15 protein-coding genes are annotated in these 18867 nt (G+C 73.4%); 4 read left to right on the top strand and 11 right to left on the bottom strand.

Annotated elements, in window-relative coordinates:
- Positions 1-63 precede the first annotated feature (63 nt).
- Positions 64-729, top strand: coding sequence for a hypothetical protein (locus ACTT8P_RS19905; protein WP_442833020.1), 666 nt, complete (start codon positions 64-66; stop codon positions 727-729).
- 17 nt (positions 730-746) lie between these two features.
- Here ACTT8P_RS19905 and ACTT8P_RS19900 read toward each other — a convergent pair whose 3' ends face one another.
- Genes ACTT8P_RS19900 through ACTT8P_RS19865 form a run of 8 tightly spaced genes read right to left on the bottom strand, consistent with a single transcriptional unit; the run spans position 747 to position 11917 of the window.
- Positions 747-1793, bottom strand: a complete 1047-nt coding sequence (locus tag ACTT8P_RS19900; RefSeq protein ID WP_442833019.1) for a glycosyltransferase — start codon at positions 1791-1793, stop codon at positions 747-749.
- Positions 1794-1807: 14 nt separating this feature from the next.
- Positions 1808-5410: a DUF4082 domain-containing protein gene (locus ACTT8P_RS19895; protein ID WP_442833018.1), complete on the bottom strand. Its 3603-nt coding sequence runs from the start codon at positions 5408-5410 to the stop codon at positions 1808-1810.
- A 23-nt stretch (positions 5411-5433) separates the two neighbouring features.
- Entirely contained in the window at positions 5434-6552 is a 1119-nt protein-coding gene (locus ACTT8P_RS19890; RefSeq protein WP_442833017.1) for a DegT/DnrJ/EryC1/StrS family aminotransferase, read from the bottom strand.
- Entirely contained in the window at positions 6549-7250 is a 702-nt protein-coding gene (locus ACTT8P_RS19885; RefSeq protein WP_442833016.1) for an acetyltransferase, read from the bottom strand. Before ACTT8P_RS19885 ends, ACTT8P_RS19890 begins: the two co-directional genes overlap by 4 nt.
- Positions 7247-8392 carry a DegT/DnrJ/EryC1/StrS family aminotransferase gene (locus ACTT8P_RS19880; RefSeq protein ID WP_442833015.1) on the bottom strand — a complete coding sequence of 382 codons (1146 nt, stop codon included), beginning with the start codon at positions 8390-8392 and terminating at the stop codon, positions 7247-7249. Before ACTT8P_RS19880 ends, ACTT8P_RS19885 begins: the two co-directional genes overlap by 4 nt.
- A complete protein-coding gene (locus ACTT8P_RS19875) occupies positions 8389-9363 on the bottom strand; it encodes an NAD-dependent epimerase/dehydratase family protein (protein ID WP_442833014.1) in 975 nt (324 codons plus the stop codon). Before ACTT8P_RS19875 ends, ACTT8P_RS19880 begins: the two co-directional genes overlap by 4 nt.
- Positions 9364-9398: 35 nt before the next feature.
- Positions 9399-10448, bottom strand: coding sequence for a Gfo/Idh/MocA family protein (locus ACTT8P_RS19870; RefSeq protein WP_442833013.1), 1050 nt, complete (start codon positions 10446-10448; stop codon positions 9399-9401).
- 29 nt (positions 10449-10477) lie between these two features.
- A complete protein-coding gene (locus ACTT8P_RS19865) occupies positions 10478-11917 on the bottom strand; it encodes a sugar transferase (protein ID WP_442833012.1) in 1440 nt (479 codons plus the stop codon).
- Positions 11918-12263: 346 nt separating this feature from the next.
- Between ACTT8P_RS19865 and ACTT8P_RS19860 the strand changes: the two genes are divergently transcribed.
- Genes ACTT8P_RS19860 through ACTT8P_RS19850 form a run of 3 tightly spaced genes read left to right on the top strand, consistent with a single transcriptional unit; the run spans position 12264 to position 15584 of the window.
- A complete protein-coding gene (locus ACTT8P_RS19860; protein ID WP_442833011.1) occupies positions 12264-13139 on the top strand; it encodes a glycosyltransferase in 876 nt (291 codons plus the stop codon).
- Between the two features lie 28 nt (positions 13140-13167).
- Positions 13168-14538: an MFS transporter gene (locus tag ACTT8P_RS19855; protein WP_442833010.1), complete on the top strand. Its 1371-nt coding sequence runs from the start codon at positions 13168-13170 to the stop codon at positions 14536-14538.
- 23 nt (positions 14539-14561) lie between these two features.
- On the top strand, positions 14562-15584 hold the full coding sequence (locus ACTT8P_RS19850) for a TolB family protein (RefSeq protein ID WP_442833009.1): 1023 nt from the start codon (positions 14562-14564) through the stop codon (positions 15582-15584).
- Between the two features lie 133 nt (positions 15585-15717).
- On the opposite strand, the gene ACTT8P_RS19845 is transcribed toward ACTT8P_RS19850, so the two are convergent.
- The 3 genes from ACTT8P_RS19845 to ACTT8P_RS19835 form a co-directional block, all read right to left on the bottom strand.
- Complete coding sequence (locus tag ACTT8P_RS19845) at positions 15718-16890, bottom strand: ABC transporter permease (protein ID WP_442833056.1); 1173 nt, start codon at positions 16888-16890, stop codon at positions 15718-15720.
- Between the two features lie 80 nt (positions 16891-16970).
- Positions 16971-17702 (bottom strand): ABC transporter ATP-binding protein, encoded by a 732-nt coding sequence (locus ACTT8P_RS19840; protein ID WP_442833008.1) that lies wholly within the window; start codon positions 17700-17702, stop codon positions 16971-16973.
- Positions 17699-18867, bottom strand: a 1169-nt coding sequence (locus tag ACTT8P_RS19835; protein WP_442833007.1) for a peptidoglycan-binding domain-containing protein, incomplete at its 5' end; no start/stop codon positions are given. The genes ACTT8P_RS19840 and ACTT8P_RS19835, both read right to left, overlap by 4 nt.

Genomic DNA, 18867 nt, shown 5'->3' with positions numbered 1-18867 from the left:
TGATTCGGTGGCGGTGCGCCCCGGCGCCTGCGAGGATCGGTGGCGCCGACGGAAGGAGTCCCCTTGTCGCCCCGTGACGTCGCCGAAGCGTTGCTCCGCCGCTGGTACGTCCTGCTGCTCGGGCTGGTGCTGACGGCCGCCGGTGCCTGGCAGGTGCTGCATCCCGCGCCGCGGTACCTGAGTTCGGCGGTGGTCGTGCTCAAGCCGCCCGCGACGGGGAATCAGCCCAATCAGCTGACGAACCTCCAGCCGCCGCTGGCCACCCTCTCCTACGGGGTGATTCAGCAGCTCGAATCGCCCGCCGGGCGGGCGGAGTTGACCGCGGCCGGAGTGCGGGGCGGGTACCGGCTGATCCCGCGCAACAGCGGCACCAGCGCGACGCCGCAGTACCTGATCCCGTCGGTGCAGGTGCAGGCGGAGCGGGCCGGCGGGGCCGAGGCGGACACCGCGGTGCGGCGGGTCATCGACGTCTACGCCCGGCACGTGGTGGCCGTCCAGGACGCCCAGCGGGTCGCGCCCCGGCTGCGGATCACCGCGTCCGTGCTGGTCGCGCCGAGCGCCGCCGCGGTGCAGGGGGTGCGGAGCCGGGCGCTGGCGGGCACCGCCCTGCTGGGCCTGACCGGCACGTTCCTGGCCGCGCTGTGGTGGGACCGGTACGCGCGGCGCCGCATGCGGAACTCCCCGGGCCCGGTGCGGCACCCCGAAGGCGTCCCGGTCACGGCGAGCTGAATCGAGCTGACGGTTCATCAGATGCCGCGCCGCTTCCAGGACTCCCACCACAGCCACTCCCGGCCGCGGTCGGCCACCGCCGACCACACCAGCGGCTGGAGGTACGGCATGGCCTGCGGGCCGATCCGTCTGCGCAGCCGCAGCGCGCGGTACTCGGGCAGCGCCCGGTACCCCGGCAGGCACTGCTCGGCGAAGGCCACGCACTCCTCGACCGGCACGACCGCCGTGCGGCCCCGGTCGTAGGCCCGGTAGGCGCGGCGCAGGGCGAACCGGGCCAGCCGGGTGTGCACCTGGTCGGCCAGCCGGTCGGCGCCCGGCAGCCGGTCGCCGCACTTGGTGAGCACCGAGTCGAAGGCCACCAGCCGCTGGCGCAGGTCGTCGAGCTGGCCGCCGAAGTCGGTGGTGGACATGTTGTCGCCGTGCACCCGGTAGTACGCCTGGTCGGCGCCGCGCACATAGCCGACGTCGGCGTGCGCGGCCAGCCGCATCCACATCTCGATGTCCCCGGCGTGCGGCAGGGCCGGGTCGTAGCCGCCGACCGCGCGCTGCAGGCCGGTGCGGACGACGACCTCGGGCGAGGTGATGCAGCCGGTGCCCTCGCGGAACCTGCGGTCCAGCCACCAGCGCCCCGGGTAGACGACCGAACCGGTGCTCGTCGTACGGGCCCTGGGCAGCGGTCCGCCGTGCCGGAAGCGCAGCGGCCGCCCGTAGGCGAACCCCGCCTCGGGGTGGGCGTCCAGCAGGGCGGCCGCCCGGACCAGGGCGCCCGGCACCAGCCGGTCGTCGGCGGAGAGCAGTGCCACGTAGTCGCCGTCGGCCCACTCCAGGAGACCTTCGTTGTACGTGGCGATGTGCCCCTTGTTGGCCGCGTGCACCCGTACCTCGATCCGCGGGTCGGCGGCGGCCAGCTTGTGCGCGGTCTTGGCGGAGTCGTCGGGCGAGGCGTCGTCGATGATGAGCACCCGAACGTCGACGCCGTCCTGCTCGTCGAGGACGCTGCTGACGCAGTCGGCGAGGAAGTGGCCGTACTTGTAGCAGGGGATGACGACGCTGACACTGCTCATCGTGGCGGGGCCCATCAGTTCTTCGGGTGGCGGACGGAGTCGGCGGTCAGGGTCCAGGTGCGGGACTTCACCGGCTCGCGGTGCTGGTCCCGGGCCGTGACCGTGATCTCGAACCGGGTGCCGTCCGGGAGCGGCGCGGACAGGTGGACGGTCGCCCGGCGGGTCGCCCGGTCGTAGCCGGTGACGGCCTTGACACGCAGCTTCTCGGCGGCGGCCCGGTGGGCGCCGGGCAGGATGTCCAGGGTCGCCCCGACGGACGACACCTCGGCGTCGGCCGGTACGGTCACCGCCAGTGGGTCCACCGCGTCGGCGGTGTACGTCACCGCGGCCGCGGTCGGCTCCGCGGTGCCCTCCGCCGCGAGCGAGGCGCTCGGGTCGTCGGCGGTGAAGACCGGGCCCACCCAGTAGTTGGCGGAGCCGTAGGAGCTGGTCGGGAAGGCCGGGTCGGCGGCGTACTTGTACAGCCCGTTGGGGTGGGCGGTGATGTCGGCGGTGGCGGTCAGCGGATAGGACTGGTGGGCGGCGGCGAAGTAGCCGCCGTCGACCGCGTACCGGCCGTTCGGGGCGTGGTAGGAGGCGACGTACGCGGTGCCGGCGGTGACCTCGACGGGGGCGTCGAAGACCAGGGTCTGCCAGCCGGAGTCCGTCTCGCCCAGGAAGGTGCCGCCGGCCAGCAGGGTGCCGTCGTCCGACCAGAGGCTGCCGGTGTGGGTGCCGGTGTTGGCGGCGCCCTTGTAGAAGGTGACGCCGGTGATCCAGCCGTCCGCCGAGGAGGTGAACCGGGTGCCCAGCTCCACCGAGTTGGTGTCGGAGGTCATGTCGGTGACGGCCGGGGTGGCCGAGGGACTCCACAGCGTGCAGGGGCAGGTGACCGGTGGTGGGGTGGCGCTGGTGGTGAACGACCAGGTCACCGGTGCCGTCATCGCGTTGCCCCACACGTCAAAGGCGCGCACGGTGGCGGTGTAGGTGGTGTGCAGGGTCAGCTGGCTGGACGGGGTGAAGGTCACCTTGTCCGCCGCGGGCACGGTCACCGCGCCCGGCACCGTGTTGCCACTGGCGTCCCGCACGGTGAACGTCAGGTCGTCCGGGTCGACGGACGCGCTGAGCACGGCCGACACCGAGGCGGTGATCGCGGTGTCGGTGGCCCCGGAGGTCGGGGAGGTGGCGGTGACGGTGGGCGGGGTGGTGGAGGCCGTCGAGGTGTCCAGCACCACGTCGACCCAGTAGTTGCTGCCGCTGGACTGGGTGGCCGGGAAGGTGCTGGCGGAGCTGTACTTGTAGACGCCGTTGCCGCCGTCGGTGCCGGACTTCAGGGCGGTCAGCGGCTCCAGGCCCGCGTCCTGGCCGGCGAAGTAGTCGGCGTCGTAGGAGTATCCGCCGTTGGGCGCGAAGTAGGAGGCCACGTAGGTGGTGTTGGCCTTGACGGTGACCGGAGTGGCGAAGTTGAGCTGCTGCCAGCCGGAGGCCGTCTCGTTGCCGAAGGTGCCGGTGGCCAGCCGGGTGCCGGAAGCGGTCCACAGGCTGCCGGTGTGCGTGCCGGTGTTGTTGGGCGACTTGTAGAAGCGCACGGCGGTGACCGAACCGGCCTTGGTGGTACGGAACTTGACGCCCAGCTCGACGGAGCCGCCGTCGCCCGAGTTGACCTTGCCGGGCACGGCGGTGGCCGGCCAGACGGTGCACGGGCAGGTCTGCGGGCCGACGGTGAGCGGGATGGTGGTGACCGGGCCGATGTTCACGCTGTCGTCGACCGCGCGGACCTTGACCGAGGCGGGGCCCGGGGTGGCCGGGATCCAGCTGTAGCTCCAGGACGCCAGTCCGGTGGCCGCCTGCCAGGTGGCGCCGTCGTCGGTGGAGACTTCCACCCGGGCCACCACACCGCCGCCCGCGTCGGTGGCGGTGCCCTTGACGGTGACCGCCTTCAGGGCCGGCACGGTCGCCTGGGCGACCGGCGCGGACACGGTGACGGCCGGCCCCGCGGTGTCGGTGGAGGCGGTGGCGGCGACCAGGTCGCTCTGCCGGGTCGCCGGCTGTACGCCCATGTCGGCCAGCACGTTCACGGTCGCCTGCTGCATCCGGGCGTCCTCGGTGACCACCGTGTCCTCGGGGTCGTACGTGGGCACGTCGGTCAGCCCCCACGACCACTGCACGGTCCCGGCGCCGAACACCAGGGCGCCGGAGTCCTGGTCGCGGAAGGCGACCAGGCTGTGGGTGGCGGTGCCGTTGCCGTACAGGTTGCCCCAGTCCAGGCGGAGCTTGCCGTCGTCGATGTCCACGGTGGTGGACGACAGGTTGATCGCCCCGGTGGGCCGGGTGCTGTTGTCGATGTCGCTGTCCCACTCGTAGCCGAGGGTGCCGGCCGGGAAGGTGGCGGTCTGGCCCGCGGTGAGGTCGGCGATGGAGGTGTTGCGCCAGATGCGGTTCCTGCCGTACGAGCCGGGCACGGTGATGGCGTCGGCCCGGTAGCCGTTCACGGTGAACATGGAGCCGGTGAGGATGTTCGGTGGCTGGTAGTCCTGGCCGTACTGGGTGCTGGCCGGGTCCATCCAGGTGCCGGTCCAGGTGCCGCTGGGGTCGGCGATGCCGTTGTTCTGGGCCATCTTGGTCATCTTGTAGCAGACCAGGGTGCGGTTGTCGGTGCTGGTGCCGTCGATGCTCGGGGCGAGCCGGGTCTGCCAGAACACCTCGTTGCCGCTGAAGAACGCCTGCTGGACGCCGGCCTTGCGGGCGTTCAGGACGTTGGTGTACTGGCTCTGCGTCCAGTACTCGTCATGGCCGGAGGACAGGTACACCTGGTGGTTCTTCAGCAGGCCGGCGCCGTTGACCGACACGTCGACGCCGGACAGGTAGCTGACGTCGTAGCCGTTGCGTTCCAGCCAGGCGAGCATCATGAACTCGGAACCGTAGATGCCGTTGTCGCCGCCGATGTCCAGCGGCCGGTTGTAGCTGACCTCGTAGGCCCGGCCGTCGGGCGCGGGTCCGGCGCCGCCGTAGAGGTCCTGGCCGCCGTAGTCGTTGTACGCCTGCCAGGTCTGGTCGCTGGTCTGCACCACGATGTCGGAGGTGCTGTCGTCGTCGCGGACGACGAACGGGTACGGCATCAGGCCGTCGCCGTCGGCCTGCGCGAGATTGGCGATGTACAGGCCGGAGACGGCGTCGGCGGGGACCGTCCAGGTGACGTTCACCGGCCAGTTCCCGCAGTCGACCAGGCCGGTGTTCCTGGTGGTGCAGGCGGCCGGTGCGGTGGTGTAGTTGGCGGGGTACGTCACCGCCTTCTGGGCCTCGGTCGACATCAGGCGCGCGCCGTCGCCGCCGTACCAGCCGAGCCGGTAGATCTCCACGTGGTACGGGACCGGCGACTGGATCTTGAACTGGACGGTGTCACCGGCCTGCACGCTCTCCTTGGTGGTGAAGCCCTGGATGTCGCCGTAGGAGTTCGGCGCGAACCAGTCGGTCTTCGGGGCACCCGCCTTGGAGTTCTCGCACACGATCGGGTTCGAGCCCGTGCCGCACGGGTCGGCGGCCGCCTGGGCGGCCCCGGCCTGCGGGAGCACCGCCCAGATCAACGCCGCCACGACGGCGAGCCGGACGCCCTGAAGCCGTCTGCTCCATCTGTTCATGAGTACCTCTCAGCGGTGCCGCGTCAGCCGTCGAGCGCGTGGGCGAGCGCGTCGACGACACGCCGCTGCTGGTCAGGGGTGATCTGGGGGAAGAGCGGCAGGGACAGCGTGCGGTCCGCCACCCGCTCCGCGTGCGGGAAGTCACCCCGGGCGTACCCGAGGCGGCGGAACGCCGGGGTGAGGTGGACCGGGTCCGGGTAGTGCACCCCGGCGCCGACGCCCTCGGCGTTGAGCTTGCCGACCACGGCGTCCCGGTCCGCGCCGGTGACCTGGACGGTGTACAGGTGCCAGACGTGCACGTTGCCCGGTTCGGTCACCGGCAGGACGATCCGGCCGGCCGCCGCGGGGCCGGCCAGCAGTTCGTCGTAGCGGGCGGCGGCCGTGCGGCGGGCCGCGTTGCCGGCCGCCAGCCGCTTCAGCTTGGCCCGCAGGACGACGGCCTGGAGTCCGTCGAGGCGGCTGTTGAACCCGGGAACGTCATGACGGTACTTGGCGACACCGCCGTGGTTGGCGACAGCGCGCACCAGGCCGGCCGCCTCCTCGTCGTCGGTGAGCACGGCGCCCGCGTCGCCGTAGGCGCCGAGGTTCTTGCCCGGGTAGAAGCTGGTGGCGGCGATGTGGCCGCTGCCCGGGGTGCGGCCGTCGCGGGTGGCGCCCTGGCACTGCGCGGCGTCCTCGACGATCCGCACCCGCGCGGGCAGCCGGCCGGCCAGTGCGGCCACGTCGGCCAGCTGCCCGTACAGGTGGACGGGGACGACCGCGCGGGCGGCCGGGCCGATGGCGGCGAGCGCCGCCGCCGGGTCCAGGAGGTGGCTGCCGGGCAGGCAGTCGGCGAGCACCGGACGGGCGGCGATCCTGGCCACCGCGCCGGCCGTGGCGATGAAGGTGTTGGCGGGCAGCACCACCTCGTCGCCCGGACCCACCCCGACGGCCCGCAGCGCCAGTTCGAGGGCGTCGGTGCCGTTGGCGACACCCACGCAGTGTCCGACCCCGCCGAAGCCGGCGTACTCGCGCTCGAAGCGGCGGACCTCCTCGCCGCCCACGAACGCGGTGTGCGCCAGGATCCGGTCGAATCCGGCCCGTACCTCGTCGGCGACCTCCTCGTGGGCCGCCTTGAGGTCCACCAGCGGTATCCGGTTCATCTGACAGGTCCCCCCTGTGCGTGCGCTGTGCGCGTCTCCAGTTCGGCGCGCGCGGGCGCGGGCGCCGCGCGCAGCCGGCGGGCCGGGCTGCCCACCCAGACCTCGCCCGGCGGTACGTCGCCGAGCACCGCGCTGCCCATGCCGACCAGCGACCAGGCGCCGACCGTCGTGCCTTCCCTGACCAGAGCGCCGGACGCCACATAGGCGCCCCGCCCCAGCCGTACGCTGCCGCCCAGCCGGACCCCGGCGGCGAGGGTGGCGAAGTCCGCCACCACGTCGTCGTGGGTGAGCACGGTGTGCGGCATCACCGCGACGTGCGCGCCGACCCGTACCGCGGCGGTCAGCACGCAGTGCGCGAGCAGCACCGAGCCCGGCCCGACCGTCGAGGTGGCGGACACCGAAGCGGTCGGGTGGACGACGGTGGCGTAGCGCTCGTCGGGCAGGCCGAGGCGCCGGACCAGGCGGGCGCGGGCCGCGTAGTCGCGGGTGTTTCCCACGCAGATCACGAAGCGGGCCCCGGGCAGTTCCCGGGCCCGGTCGCAGTCGCCGAGGACGGGCACCCCGTCCACCTCGGTGCCGTGCAGGGCCGGGTCGTCGTCGAGGTGGCCGAGCAGTTCGAAGGCGCCGGTGGTCCGCACCGCCTGGGCGGTCTCCCGGGCGAAGCCCCCCGCGCCGACGATGACCAGCGCGGTCGTCATCCGCGGGACCGTTCGCGCAGTACGGCCACGACCCGGTCCTGCTGGGCCTCGGTCATGGTGTGGAACAGCGGCAGGATCAGCGAGTCGCGGCTGATCCGTTCGGTGACCGGCAGCGGGGCGGCCGGGTGGCCGGCGTAGGCGGGTTCGAGGTGGGCGGCCATGATGCCGCGCCGGGCCGAGACACCGGCGGTGGCGAGCGCGCCGAGCAGGCCGTCCCGGCCGCCGGGGAAGTCCTCGGCCAGCAGCACCCAGTAGGACTGGAAGTTGCTCTGCCCGTGCCCGGGGTCGCGCACCGGGGTGACGCCGGGCACGTCGCACAGCAACTCTTCGTAGCGGGCGGCGAGTTCGCGGCGGCGGGCGATCATCGGGTCCAGTTTGCCGAGCTGGACCAGGCCGACGGCGGCCTGGATGTCGGTCATCCGGTAGTTGAAGCCGACCTCCAGGTAGCTCTCCAGGACCGGCTTGTCGCTGGCGTGGCGCTGGGCGGCGGAGGCGTTCATGCCGTGCTCGCGCAGCCGGCGCAGCCGGGCCGCCCACGCGGCGTCGTCGGTGGTGACCATGCCGCCCTCGCCGGTGGTGACGAGCTTGCGGGGGTGGAAGGACCAGGCGGCGAGCAGCGCGCCGTGGCCGACCGGCTTGCCGCCGACGGTGGCGCCGATGGCGCAGGCCGCGTCCTCGACCAGCGGCAGGTCCCAGTCGGCGCAGGCGGCGCGCAGGGTGGCCACGTCGGCCGGGACGCCGCCCTGGTGGACCGCGAGGACGGCCTTGGTGCGGGGGGTGCGGACCGCGTCGACGGTCGCCGCGGTCAGGTTGCCGGTGGCGAGGTCGACGTCGGCGAACACCGGCTCGGCGCCCGCGTACCGGACGGCGTTGGCGGTGGCGATGAAGGACAGCGAGGGCACCACCACCTCGTCGCCGGGCCCGATGCCGAGCACGACCAGCGACAGGTGCAGGGCGGTGGTGCAGGAGCTGACGGCGACGGCGTGCTCGGCGCCGACCCGCTCGGCGAAGGCCCGCTCGAAGGCGGCGACGCGGGGCCCCTGGGCGACCCAGCCGGACAGTACGGCGTCGGAGGCGGCCCGTGCCTCCTCCGCACCGAGCCAGGGGATCATGACCGGGACGCGGTCGGCCGCGGCGCTCACTGGGCCGCCTCCCGCTCCGCGCGCCACCACTGCACCAGGTCGCCGAGGCCGGTCGGCAGGTCGATCTCCGCGGTGAAGCCGAGCCGTTCGGCGGCCCGCGAGGTGTCGGCGAGCCGCCGGGTCACGCCGTTCACCGCGCGGGCCGGGCCGTGCACCGGCGCCAGGCCCTCGGCGCCCATCGCCGTCAGCAGGCCCTCGGCCAGCTCCTTGAGGGAGGTCTCGGTGCCGCTGGCGATGTTGAACACCTCGTCGGTGCGGTCCGACTCGGCGGCCAGCACGTTGGCCCTGGCGATGTCGCGGACGTCGACGAAGTCCATGGTCTGGGTGCCGTCGCCGAGGATCAGCGGCGGCTCGCCCGCCTCGATGCGTTCCATCCAGCGGATCAGGACCTCGGTGTAGAGGCCGTGGATGTCCATCCGGGGGCCGTAGACGTTGAAGTAGCGCAGGGCCACGTAGTCCAGTCCGTACATGGCGTGGAAGCTGCGCAGCATGGCCTCGTTGAAGGCCTTGGCGGCGCCGTAGAAGGTGTCGTTGTTGTAGGGGTGGTGGCGTTCGGTGGTGGGGAAGGTCTCGGCCAGGCCGTAGACGGAGGCCGAGGAGGAGGCGACGACCTTGCCGACGCCGGCCTCGGCGGCCGCTTCCAGCACATTGAAGGTGCCGTCGACCAGGACCTCGTTGGCGAGCCGGGGTTCCTCCGCGCACTGGGTGATGCGGATCGCGGCGAGGTGGAACACCAGGTCGGCGCCCTCGGTGACCTTGCGTACGGTGGCGGCGTCCCGGACGTCGCCCTCGACGATCTCCACGACGCCGCTGGGCAGGGCCCGGGCGAGGTTGGCCCGGCGGCCGCGGACGAAGTTGTCCAGTACCACGATCTCCCGGGCGCCGCCCTCGGCCAGCAGGTCGACCAGGTTGGAGCCGATGGTGCCGGCTCCCCCGGTGACCAGGATCTTCTTTCCTTCTACGGTACTCACCTGTGGTGCCTTTCCTTAACGAGGGTGGGGGCCCGTCAGCGGCCGGCGCGCAGGCCGACGACCGCGCCCTTGAACTCCAGGCTGCGGGAGGCCGCTTCCAGGATGTCCAGCACCCGCAGCCCGGCCCGGCCGTCGGTCAGCGGCGCCCGGCCGCCCTGGACGGCGTCGGCGAACTCGTCGACCATGGAGCGCAGCGCCTCCTTCTCGGCGAGGGCGGGCGCGACCATGTCCCCGGAGCGGTAGGAGACGAGCATGTCGCGGCGTTCGTCCACGCCGATCTCCTGCGGCGAGGCGAGGTCGACGCCGCGGTCGTAGACCGCCACCCGCTGGAGCGGGTTGAGGTCGTCCCAGAGCAGGGTGCGTTTGGCGCCGCCCACCATGGTGGTGCGGACCTTGGTCGGGGAGAGCCAGTTGACGTGCACGTGGGCGATGGCACCGGTGTTGAGCTGGAGCGTCAGATAGGCGACGCAGGCCTGGCCGGCGCCGATCGGGTCGGCGCCGTGCGCGGCGACCGCGACCGGCTCGACGTGGTCGGGGAGGATGAAGTCGAGGATCGACAGGTCGTGCGGGGCGAGGTCCCACAGCACGTCGATGTCCTTCTGGACGAGCCCCAGGTTGATGCGGACCGAGTCGACGAAGTGGATCTCGCCGAGTTCGCCGGAGCGGACCGCCTCCCGGATGCGGCCCACGGCGGGGGTGTAGCAGTAGGTGTGGTCGCACATCAGGGTCAGGCCGCGCTCCTCGGCCTCGGCCACCAGCCGGGTCCCGTCGGCGTACGTCGCGGCCAGCGGTTTCTCCACCAGGACGTGTTTGCCGGCCCGCAGGGCGGCCAGGGCGATGTCCAGGTGGGTGCCGGCCGGGGTGGCCACGGCGACCGCGGCCACCTCGGGGTCGGCGAGGACGGCCGCGTAGTCGGCGGTGGCCCGGACGGTCGAGTAGCCGCCGAGGACCCGCCGGGCGCGCTCCACGTCGAGGTCGCACAGGTGCCGCAGCCGGAACCGGTCACTGGCCTGGAAGTTGCGCACGAGGTTGGGGCCCCAGTAGCCGGCGCCGACCACGGCGACCCCCAGCGGCTCGGGTGTCACGGCTCTGGTTCTCCTCTTGGCTCGGTCCATCAGTAGGCCCCCGTTCCTCGCACCACCGCGGACCCGGTCCGCAGCAGGATCGTCAGGTCGAGGCTCATCGACCAGTTGTCCACGTATCCGAGATCGAGCCGGACGGCCTCGTCCCAGGGCAGGTCGGAGCGGCCGCTGACCTGCCACAGGCCGGTGAGGCCCGGTTTGACCAGCAGCCGGCGTTTGACGTCCGGCGGGTACTCCTCGACCTCCGCGGGCAGCGAGGGGCGGGGGCCGACCAGCGACATGTGGCCGCGCACCACGTTGAGCAGCTGCGGGAGTTCGTCGAGGGAGCTGCGGCGCAGGAACGATCCGACGCGGGTGATGCGCGGGTCCTCCTTCACCTTGAACAGCAGTCCGTCGCTGTTCTGGTTGAGATGGACCAGCTCCGCGCGCAGCGCCTCCGAGTCCGGGCGCATGGTGCGGAACTTGAACATGGTGAAGTGGTCGCCGTAGCGGCCCACCCGCTGCTGGCGGAAGAGCGCGGGCCCGGGGCTGTCCAGCCGGACCACCAGGGCGATGACGAGCAGCGGAAGGGCGAGCAGCAGCAGGAGTGCGGCGGCGAGCGAGCGGTCCAGGAGTTCCTTGGGCAGCCGGGCGGCCCGGGACAGGCTGGGCGCCTCGATCCGTACCAGGGGCACCCCGCCCGCGGGCCGGATCGCCAGCCGGGCCGCCGAGATGTCGCCGAGCACGGGGACCAGCAGGAAGTCGACGCCGCGCGCGGCGGCCGTCCAGGACATCCGGCGCAGGTCCGAGGCGTCGAGGCCGGGGGCGGGGAGCACCACCACGGTGCCGATGCTCAGGGCGCCGACCACGTCGTTCAGGTCGTCGACGCCGCCCAGCACGGGCAGTCCGGTGCCGCGGATCTGGGAGGCGTTCTCCGGATCGCTCAGGCACACCCCGGCGACCTGCAACTCCTGGGCGCCACCCCGGCGCAGCACGCCGACCAGTTCCAGGACGTCGCGCGCGGGTCCGACCAGCAGCGCCGGGCTGCGGCCCCGCCCCCGCGCCCAGCGCCGGTGCAGCCGGCGGCGCAGCGCGTACCGGACCGGCAGACCGATCCCGACCACCGGCACGACAGCCATGATCATGTCATGAAGAAGGTCCGCGTCATGGGTGAACAGCCAGTAGACGGCCGCGGACAGGGCCGGCAGCGCCACGGCGCCGCGCAGCACCCGGCGGTACTCCTCGGTGCCCAGCCCCAGCGCGCCGCGGTCGTAGGAACGATGCGCGAACATGATCGCGATCCACACCGGAGGCAGTACCAGGACCACCGCCCACCGGCCGTACGCCCCGTGGATCAATAACGCCGCGACGACGGCCACCAGGCCGTCCGCGACCAGCAGGACCGTGCGGTACCCGCGGTCCCAGGGTCTTCGGCGGGTCTCCGGACGCCCGCGTTCCACATCGATCGGCTCATGCGTGACCTCAATGGTCATGGCCCCCCACCACCACACGCGCAACTGTCCCCGACCGCGCACACGCGGAACCACGGTCACTGCCCGCAGCCAGGGCTGGATCGGCCCCGACGCGTCTCCTCCACGCGGCGGCACCGGAACATCACAAAGCCTCAGCGGTTCCCCAACCGCCGTGTAGCGCTTGCATGTTGGTTACGTGTCTGCAACCGGTCCGGTCTTCAGGTGCGTCTTTGGCTGGTAGCCAGTGACACGTTCCCCTCCCTCATCACCGACCCGGCGGACGTCAATCTAGACCATGGAACGCAGTCACGGGAACAGTTGGACGAAACATGCCTCGCAAGGGTGACACCGGCGGCATACTGCCCAAGTGACGAGCATCGTGATCCCGGCGCACAACGAGGCGCGTGTGATCGGCCGGCTCCTCGATTCCCTGCTGACCGGCTCCGCCGGGGGCGTCGCGGGAGGCGTCGCCGAGGACGAGACCGACATCGTGGTCGTGTGCAACGGCTGCACGGACGACACCGCGCGGATCGCCGCCCAACGCGGGCCCCGGGTCCGGGTCGTGGAGATCCCGGTCCCCTCCAAACACGCCGCGCTGCGGGCCGGCGACGACCACGCCGCCGGCTTCCCGCGGCTCTACGTGGACGCCGACGTCGTGCTCAGCGCCGCCGCGGTACGGGCGCTGGCCGCGCCCCTGACCGACGACACCTCCGGCGTCCTGGCCACCGCCCCCGAGCGGCGGATCCCGCTGGCCGGGTGCGGCCGGCGGGTGCGGGCGTACTACCGGGTGTGGCAGCGGCTGCCGGCCGTCCGCGCGGGCCTGTTCGGCCGGGGGGTCATCGCGGTCTCCAAGGCCGGGCACGCCCGGATCGCCGCGCTGCCGCCGCTGATGGCGGACGACCTGGCCGCGTCCCTGGCGTTCGGCGAGCGGGAGCGGCTGGTGGTCGGCGCGGCCGAGGTCGTGGTCCATCCGCCGCGCACCTGGCGGGACTTGATGAAACGCCGGGTGCGGGCCGCGGTCTCCACCGCCCAGGTGGAACAGCGGCCGGGACCGGAGGGCGGCGCCTCCGCCCGCACCGGCGTCACCGATCTGACGGCCATGATCCGCCGGGAGCCGCGGCTCCTGCCGAGCGTCGCCGTGTTCCTCGCGGCGGCGGTCCTGGCCCGCCGCCGGGCCCGGCAGGCCATCCGGGCCCAGGACTTCGGCACCTGGCTGCGGGACGACAGCAGCCGGCAGAACTGAGCCCACCGCACCGGGAGTTGCTCGCCACATGTACCTCACCGACCGCTCCGCCCCGCCGGCGGACACCGGGCCGGGCCGAAGACGCGGCCCGCGGCCCCGCATCGCGCCGGTCGTCCTCGTCCTCGGCACGGTCAGCCTGATCACCGACATCTCCTCGGAGATGGTCACCGCCGTGCTGCCGCTCTACCTCGTCACCACTCTCGGCTTCAGCCCGCTGGCGTTCGGCACCCTCGACGGCGTCTACAACGGCGTCAGCGCGCTGGTCCAGCTCACCGGCGGCCACCTCGCCGACCGCGTCCGCGACCACAAGCTGCTCGCGGGGCTCGGGTACGGGCTCTCCGCGCTGTGCAAGCCGCTGCTCCTGCTGGCCGGCTCCCTCGGCGCCCTCGGCACGGTGCTGGCGCTGGAGCGCACCGGCAAGGGCCTGCGCACCGCGCCGCGCGACGCGATGATCTCCCTGTCCACGCCGGTCGCGCACCAGGGCCGGGCCTTCGGGGTGCACCGGGCGATGGACACCGCCGGCGCGATGCTCGGCCCGCTGGCCGCGTTCCTCATCCTGAGCGCGGCGGCCGACGGCTACGACGCCGTGTTCGGCGTCAGCGCGTGCGTCGCCGTACTCGGGGTGCTGGTGCTGGTGCTGTTCGTGCCGGGGCGGCGGGCGGCGGCCGGGGGCGGGGTGGGCGACGCCGTCGCCCCCGGGCCGGGCGGCGGCACCGGCCCGGGCTTGAGCGGGACCACCGGCACCGGCCCGGCCGCCCAGGCGGCGGGCGACGGCAGCCGGCCCCCCGTCCGCGTCCGCGAGGCCCTCGCCCTGCTCCGGCTGCCCCGGCTGCGCGCCCTGGCCGGCTGTGCCGCGCTGCTCGGTCTGACCACCGTCAGCGACGCGTTCGTCTACCTGCTGCTGCAACGCCGGGCGGGCGTCGGCGCGGAGTGGTTCACCCTGCTGCCGCTGGGCACCGCCGTGGTGTTCCTGCTGCTGGCCGTACCCATGGGCGCGCTGGCCGACCGGATCGGCCGGCACGTCGTGTTCCTGGCCGGACACCTGGGCCTGCTCCTCGCCTACGCGCTGCTCCTGTGGGCCCCGGACACCGCGCTGCTCGTCCCGCTGGTCCTCGCCCTGCACGGCACCTTCTACGCGGCCACCGACGGGGTGCTGCCGGCCGCGCTGGCCGGTGTGGTGCCCGAGCGGCTGCGGGCCAGCGGTCTGGCCATCGTCGGTACCAGCCAGGCACTGGCCAGATTCTGCTGCTCGCTCGGGATCGGGGCCGCCTGGACGCTGTGGGGCGACGGCCCGGCGCTGGCCGGCTCCGCGCTCGGCCTGCTGTGCTGCGCGGCCGTGGCCGGCCTGGTCCTGCGGCCCGACCGGCCCGACCGCCGCACCGACAACCGCCCGTCATGACCCCAGACGCGACAAGGAACCGGATGACCTCGCTACGCCGCCGCCTGCTCGTCCTCGTCGCGGCGGTCCTGGTGCTCGCGGGCACCGCGACCGGCATGGTGCTGCGCGCCGCCGACCGCGCGGAGCGCGCCGACCGGCCCCGGTCCGGGGACCCCGCCGTCAGCGCCGGCCCGGTCAGCCTCCGGCAGCGGGACCGGCTGATGTTCGTCAACGGCACGGCCGGCCCGCACCGCACGGCGGTCGCCTCGGTACCGGCCACCGACCCCGGGGGCGACCGGACCGCCGCCGGCCTCAAGTGCGTCCGCTTCTACGCGGCGGCCGGCACCGGCGTCTGCCTCCAGTCCAACCCCGGGGTGCTCAAGCAGCGCAACCGCGCCCTGCTGCTCGACGCGAAACTGCGCACGAAGCGGACCTTCGCGCTGGCCGGCACGCCCAGCCGGGCCCGGGTCTCGCCCAGCGGCCGGTTCGCCGCCTGGACCGTCTTCGTCTCCGGCGAGTCCTACGCGTCCACCTTCTTCTCCACCCGCACCTCGATCCTGGACACCCGCACCGGACGGCTTATCCCGAGCCTGGAGACGTTCGACATCACCCTGGACGGCGAGTCCTACCGGGCCGCCGACGTCAACTTCTGGGGCGTCACCTTCGCCGCCGACGACGACACCTTCTACGCCACCCTCAACACCGCCGACAAGACCTACCTGGTCCGTGGTTCGGTCTCCGGCGAGTCGGTCACCACCCTGACCGAGAACGTGGAGTGCCCCTCGCTGTCCCCCGACGGGACCCGGATCGCCTTCAAGAAGCGGGTGCTCTCCCGCACCGACCTGTGGCGCGAGTACGTCCTCGATCTGCGCACCCTGCGCGCGACCCCGCTCGCCGAGCGGCACAGCGTCGACGACCAGGCCACCTGGCTGGACGACGACACCCTCGCCTACGCCCTGCCGGCCGACGGCGAGTCCGGCCGCAGCGACCTGTGGAGCGTGCCGGCCGACGGCACGGGCAGCCCGCGGCGGCTGCTCACCGGGGCCTCCTCCCCCGCGCCGCTGTAGCGGCCCGGGCCAGAGGCTTCGCGGGCACGGTCCGGACCCGCGCCGCGCCGGGCACGGCAGCCTCGCCGGACAAGCGGTGCCCCCGCTGCACGGGGGCGGACAGCAGGGGCACCGCGGTTCGGGGCGGGTGGCTCTAGGAGGTGGCCAGCGCCTCCGTGGGGGGCAGCCGGGCGGCGCGCAGGGCCGGGTAGAAGCCGGCCAGGCCGCCGATGACCAGGGTGGCGCCGATGCCGCCGGCCATCGCCCAGACCGGCACGACCGTGCTCATCCCCTGGTAGCTGGCGTAGGCGATGGTCACGCCGATGCCGAGCAGCACCCCGCCGACGCCGCCGAGCGCGGACAGCAGCAGCGCCTCGGCGAGGAACTGCGTACGGATCTGGCCGCGGGTCGCGCCGAGGGAGCGGCGCAGACCGATCTCGGAGCGGCGTTCGAGCACGGAGATGACCATCGTGTTGGCCACGCCGACGCCGCCGACCAGCAGCGAGACACCGCCGAGTCCGAGCAGCAGTCCGCTGAGGGTGTCGTCGGTGGCCTCCTTGGCCGCCAGCACGTCGGAGGGCCGGGAGACGTCGACCTCGTTGGGGAACTCCGGGTTGGCGGTGGCGCCGAGCTTGGCCTGCACCTCGTTGACCGCGGACTCCTCGACCCGGGTGTACACGGAGGTCGGGTAGCCGTCGAAGCCGAGGTACTGCTCCGCCGCGGCCCAGCCGACCATCGCGTTGCTGTCGAGGTCGGGCAGCAGTTCGTTGGGCGCGAGCAGGCCCACCACCGTGAACCAGCGGCCGCCCAGCCACACCTTCACCTCGGGTCCCGCGTAGTGGATGCCGAGCTGTTCGGCGGCGTGCGAGCCGAGGACGACGGCCGGGTACTCGCTGGTGGCGGCGTTGAGCCAGCTGCCGTCGGTGAGTTCGGCGCCGATCGCCTCCGGCAGGTCGGTGCGGGCCGCGGTCACCCTCAGCCCGCCGGACTGCGCCACCGGCACCCGGTCGTTGCGGTAGACCTTCGCGGACGTCTTCCCGAGCGCGGACACCGTCTCGACCTCGGGGATGTCGCCGATCATCGCGAGCGACGTGGTCGGCAGGTGCGCCTCGCCGCCGTCGAAGGACTCGCCGGGCGAGACCGTCAGGAGGTTGGTGCCGAGCGCGGCCAGCCGCTCGTTCAGGTCGTTGGTGGACGACGTGGAGATGCCGACCACACCGATCATCGCGGCGATGCCGATGGCGATGCCCAGCGCGGAGAGGAACACCCGCATCGGCCGCGCGCGCAGTCCCGAGCCGCCGACCCGGACCACGTCGGCGGGCCCCATCCGCGCCGCCTTGGGACGCGGCGGCGGGGGGAGGTCCCGCCAAGGCGCCTGACCGGGGTCCCGGTCCGTGGTCGTCAGGCTCATCGCACGCCTCCTTCGGCGGACACGAGTTCCCCGGCCGGCGCGTCGCCGAGGGCCGAGTCGTGCTCGATCCGGCCGTCCTTAAGGCGGACCTCTCGGGGCAGCGAGGCCGCGATGTCCCGGTCGTGGGTGATGACCACGACCGTGGTCCCGGCCTCGTGCAGCTCGTGCAGCAGCTCCATCACCACGGCTCCGGAACGGGAGTCCAGCGCGCCCGTCGGCTCGTCCGCCAGGAGCAGCGGCGGATCACCGAGCACGGCCCGGGCGATGGCCACGCGCTGCTTCTCGCCGCCGGACAGCTGGTGCGGTTCGTGGTAGAGGCGGCGGCCGAGGCCGACCCGGCGCAGGGCCCGTTCGGCCAGTTCGCGCCGCTCGGCGCGGCCGCGGCCGCTGTAGAGCAGCCCGTCGGCGACGCTGTCCAGCGCGGGCACCCCCTGGGCCAGGTGGAACTGCTGGAAGACGAAGCCGATGGTGGCGGCCCGCAACGCGGACAGGTCACGGTCGCGCAGTTCGTCGATGTCGTGGCCGGCGATCCGCACCTTGCCGGCCGAGGGCCGGTCCAGCGTGCCCATGATGTTGAGCATCGTGGACTTGCCGGAGCCGGACGGTCCGACCACGGCGAGCAGTTCGCCGCGGTGGACGACCAGATCGGCGCACTGGAGGGCGGCCAGGTCCCCGTAGGACTTGGACACCCCGGCCAGGTCCACGACCGGATGGGAGGCAGCGGTCACTTCGCCACTCCTACGACGGTTCCCTCGGTGATGCCGGCTCCGGAGACCTCCACCATGCTGTCGGCGAAGATGCCGAGTTCGACCGGCACGTACTCGACGCCGTGCGGCGCGGAGGGCTTCACCACCTCCAGGGCGTAGCCGCCGCCGTCCCGTGCCACGAGGGCGTTGACGGGGACCGCGAGCACGTTCTCGCGGCTCTCCGACTCCAGGGTCACGTCGACGGAGGCGGCCTGGTAGTCGCCGAGCCCCTTCTGGTCCTTCACCGTCAGTTCCACCGGCAGGGTTGCCTCCTGGTCGCCCTCCGACCCGCCGGCGCCGCCGTCCTCGCCGGACTGGTCGTCCGACACGTTGGACGGCGCGCCGACGTCGGTGACCTTCCCCTGGACGGTGCTGCCGTCGGGCAGCGTGACCTCGGCCTCGGTGCCGACCTCGACCAGGTCCTCGTACTGCGCCTCGAGTTCCACGGTGACCACCCGCTCGGTCGCGGTCCAGCTCAGGAGCGGGCCGCTGGGCGCGGCGCCGGTCGCGGCCTGTACCTTGGCGACCTTCCGGGCGCCGTCGGCCACCACCGCGTCGCCCGGTGCGACTTCGCCGGTCTGCTCGCGGTTCAGGTCGTCCTGCCAGTCCTGGACGGCGGCGGCCGTGGCCGCGTTGTAGGTGGAGTCCGCGGTGAAGCCGTCGTAGCCGAGCGCCTTCAGGTTCGCTTCGAGGATCTTGACGTCGCTGCCCGAGTCCCCGGCCCGCAGGGTGCGGTAGAAGGGGATGTTCCCGTAGAGCAGCGGGGTCTTCTGCTGGTTGACGCTGTAGACGTTCTCACCGCGTTCGATGGTGTCGCCGGCCTCGGGGACCCAGGTGAGGATGCCGGAGCCGCCGCTCGCACCCGCGCCGCCCTGGCCGTCGCCGGCGCCGGTGACCGCCTGCACGGTGCTGGCCTCGCCGTAGCCGATGTTGCCGGCCACCGTCTCGGCGTCGGTGAGCGTGGTCCGCTTCACCTTGGCCGTGGCCGCCGGGCCGGTGGGGGCCTGCGCCGCGCCGTCGCCGTCGTCGCCGCCCAGGACGCCGCTGGCGGCGAGCCCCGCGGCGGCGGCCACCACGATCGCGACCAGCACGATCAGGGAGGTCCGCACCGGGCGCCGCCTGCGGCCGTCGGCCCGGGGCTCCTCGG

This window comes from Streptomyces sp. JW3, from assembly GCF_052216785.1.
In the GTDB taxonomy this organism is placed as follows: domain Bacteria; phylum Actinomycetota; class Actinomycetes; order Streptomycetales; family Streptomycetaceae; genus Streptomyces.
The sequence above is the reverse complement of the archived record's forward strand: the minus strand, read 5'-3'. Positions and strand labels throughout refer to the sequence as shown.

Bases quoted from the DNA above. Each gene is read 5' to 3' on its own strand.
- ACTT8P_RS19900 (WP_442833019.1), bottom strand. From the start codon at position 1,793: ATGAGCAGTGTCAGCGTCGTCATCCCCTGCTACAAGTACGGCCACTTC.
- ACTT8P_RS19895 (WP_442833018.1), bottom strand. From the start codon at position 5,410: ATGAACAGATGGAGCAGACGGCTTCAGGGCGTCCGGCTCGCCGTCGTG.
- ACTT8P_RS19890 (WP_442833017.1), bottom strand. From the start codon at position 6,552: ATGAACCGGATACCGCTGGTGGACCTCAAGGCGGCCCACGAGGAGGTC.
- ACTT8P_RS19885 (WP_442833016.1), bottom strand. From the start codon at position 7,250: ATGACGACCGCGCTGGTCATCGTCGGCGCGGGGGGCTTCGCCCGGGAG.
- ACTT8P_RS19865 (WP_442833012.1), bottom strand. From the start codon at position 11,917: ATGACCATTGAGGTCACGCATGAGCCGATCGATGTGGAACGCGGGCGT.
- ACTT8P_RS19855 (WP_442833010.1), top strand. From the start codon at position 13,168: ATGTACCTCACCGACCGCTCCGCCCCGCCGGCGGACACCGGGCCGGGC.
- ACTT8P_RS19850 (WP_442833009.1), top strand. From the start codon at position 14,562: ATGACCTCGCTACGCCGCCGCCTGCTCGTCCTCGTCGCGGCGGTCCTG.
- ACTT8P_RS19845 (WP_442833056.1), bottom strand. From the start codon at position 16,890: ATGGGGCCCGCCGACGTGGTCCGGGTCGGCGGCTCGGGACTGCGCGCG.